Origin of the sequence: Streptomyces sp. NPDC001027 (genome assembly GCF_040299045.1) — a bacterium.
GTDB lineage: Bacteria > Actinomycetota > Actinomycetes > Streptomycetales > Streptomycetaceae > Streptomyces.
On the sequence record NZ_JBEPBI010000513.1, the window covers coordinates 1 to 2272 of the forward strand.

Here is a 2272-nt window from a genome sequence, read left to right on the forward strand (position 1 = left end):
ATGAACGAGGAGTACCCGCGCGTGCAGGTGATGCGCGGCCACAAGAAGAAGGGCGTCAGGTACTTCGGGCCGTAATGAGGCCCGTCTCGGCACGGAACAGGCGCGTCAGGTGCGTGTGGGAGATCCCCACGGCTCGCGCGATGTCCGGCACCGACAGCGGGTCGGCCAGGTGCTCCTCGACGTGGGCCTGCGCGGCGGACACGTACGGGTGGCGGCGTCCCTCTCCCTCGCCGCTGGGCAACTCGGCGATGCGCCACAGAGCGGCCCACACCTCGGCGGTGGCCCGCGAGGGCGAGGCCGGCAGGGCCGTCACGGCTCGGCGGAGCAGATCGGCCAGGCGCGCGCTCTCGGCCGCCGCGTCCTGCATCACCGGGACCGCCCGCGCCGATCCGCTCTCCCGCAGCCGCAGATGGACGTAGAGATGCTCCGACCTGCCCCGGTAGTGGAAGTGCACCTCCGTGTTCGGCGGCACGAGGCTGACGTGGCCGGGACGTATGGCGTGGACGGACTGCCCGAGCGACAGGGAGCCCTCGTAGTGGTAGAGGTGCAGCTGCCACAGGTCGGGCAGGCGGAAGACGTCGTGCGCGGTGGAGACGCCGTGCACCCCGATGCCGGCGCCCACCACGGTGGGCGGCTCGTCCAGCCAGAGCGTCGTGGTCCTCATGAGGATGGAAAATTACCAGTAGTGGACGAATTCAGCCCACGACCCAGCCGTACCGGGCGCATAGGTTCGTCGCATGTCAACCAGCAAGCACCTCCTGACTTCGGTTCAGGTGGCCCGCTTCGTCGCGCAGGGATTCCTGCGTCTGGACGGGGCGGTGCCGCAGGAGATCAACGAGCGGGCCGTCGCGGCCCTGGACGAGGGCCTGCCGCAGGTGCCCTACGGCACCCCGCTGAGCGAGGCCTTCGCCCGGGACGTCTTCGTCCACGAGCTGCTCGCCCTGCCGGTCGTCGCCGGCGCGGTGGAGAGCCTGGTCGGCCCGGGACCGACCGTCGACCACCACGCCGTGCACGTCCGCGAGCCGCACGAGGGACACGCGCAGGACCTCCACGCGGACGCGATCATCGACGTACGGCCGGACGCGTTCGACATCCAGCTCATGTACTACCCGCACGAGGTGACCGCCGCGATGGGCGGCACCCTGAGCGTGCCGGGAAGCCATCTGCGCAGGATCAACGAGACGGACATCGGACGTGTCCAGAACCTCCGGGGGCAGACGCGTCTGACCTGCCCTGCGGGGACGGTCGTCCTGCTGCACCACGGCATCTGGCACAGCGGGCGCCGCAACGACACCGAGCACCGCCGTCACATGTACAAGCTCCGACTCAATCCGACCGTGCCGCAGGTGCGCCTCTGGGACACCTCCGATCTGCACGCCCCGGCCGTCGCCGCGGAACTCTCCGTCGGCTTCCCCTGGTACGAGCAGGCCACCGCCCGACTGGAGATACACAACCGCATCCTGCTGTGGCGAGCCCTGACCGGCGACGACCTGTTCGACGTCGAGCACTGGGTCACCCGCGTCACCAACAGGCCGACCCAGGGGAGCCGGGCATGAGGCAGCAGGTCATGGTCCTTTATCTCGCCACCTCGGCGCTGGACTCCGACGTCGTCGGCTGGTCCCGGTACGACGGGACCGGCCGGACCCGCCCCACGACCGGCGACGGCGACGAGCCGCCCTACGCCACCGGGCTCGCCGCGATGTGCGACGGATGGCGCCTTTTCCAGGCCTCCCAGCTGCTGCCGCCCCAGGCCGGTCACGAGTACGACGTCTCCTTCCTCAAACACGAGTTCTTCTTCGAGAAACTGGAGGACGAGCCGCGTCCCGCCACCTGAGCGGACCGCCCCGCGACCGGCCGGGGCGGGGCGGGCCGGCGCATGGGCCTGGTCGGGCCACCAGGCGCCGGCGGGCGGGTCGACGATGCCGTACTCGGAGTCGATCGTGCCACCGGTGTTGCGCGTGCTCCCCGCTGCACTTGCCCGGTGTCGGGCTCCAGGCGCCCCGACCGTCGCGGCTCGTGTCGATCACGAAGTGCTGCAGACGGCCGGCCGGCGGGGCGCCCGCGTTCTGGTCGAACCAGGCATCGGTCCACCGCCAGGTGGCGGGATCGGCGGAGTCGACGGCGTTGCCCGGCACGCCGTCGTTCGGGGCGGCCGACGAGTAGTACTGACTGGCGCACCGGTCGGTGTGCGACGGACCGGTCGGTTCCGTCGTGCGCTCAGGCCATCAGGGGGAGCAGCGCCGCGAGGTCCGCCCGCTCGCCGCTCGCGCCG

Annotated in this window: 3 protein-coding genes and 1 pseudogene; 3 read left to right on the forward strand and 1 reads right to left on the reverse strand. The window is 71.2% G+C overall.

Translation table 11 applies throughout. The annotated features are described in order from the left end of the window. Window positions 1-76 precede the first annotated feature (76 nt). A pseudogene (locus ABT300_RS43370) lies at window positions 77-664 on the reverse strand (AraC family transcriptional regulator); the annotation flags it as partial. 73 nt (window positions 665-737) lie between these two features. Between ABT300_RS43370 and ABT300_RS43375 the strand changes: the two are divergent. The 3 genes from ABT300_RS43375 (at window position 738) to ABT300_RS43385 (ending at window position 2163) form a co-directional block, all read left to right on the forward strand. Next, on the forward strand, window positions 738-1556 hold the full coding sequence (locus tag ABT300_RS43375; protein ID WP_351688506.1) for a phytanoyl-CoA dioxygenase family protein: 819 nt from the start codon (window positions 738-740) through the stop codon (window positions 1554-1556). Continuing rightward, the gene (locus tag ABT300_RS43380; protein WP_351688510.1) at window positions 1553-1834 is read left to right on the forward strand and encodes a hypothetical protein; all 282 of its coding nucleotides are present in this window, start codon (window positions 1553-1555) and stop codon (window positions 1832-1834) included. The genes ABT300_RS43375 and ABT300_RS43380 overlap by 4 nt, the downstream gene beginning before the upstream one ends. 182 nt (window positions 1835-2016) lie before the next feature. Continuing rightward, window positions 2017-2163: a hypothetical protein gene (locus tag ABT300_RS43385; RefSeq protein WP_351688513.1), complete on the forward strand. Its 147-nt coding sequence runs from the start codon at window positions 2017-2019 to the stop codon at window positions 2161-2163. Window positions 2164-2272: the final 109 nt, after the last annotated feature.

Bases quoted from the DNA above. Each gene is read 5' to 3' on its own strand.
- ABT300_RS43375 (WP_351688506.1), top strand. From the start codon at position 738: ATGTCAACCAGCAAGCACCTCCTGACTTCGGTTCAGGTGGCCCGCTTC.
- ABT300_RS43380 (WP_351688510.1), top strand. From the start codon at position 1,553: ATGAGGCAGCAGGTCATGGTCCTTTATCTCGCCACCTCGGCGCTGGAC.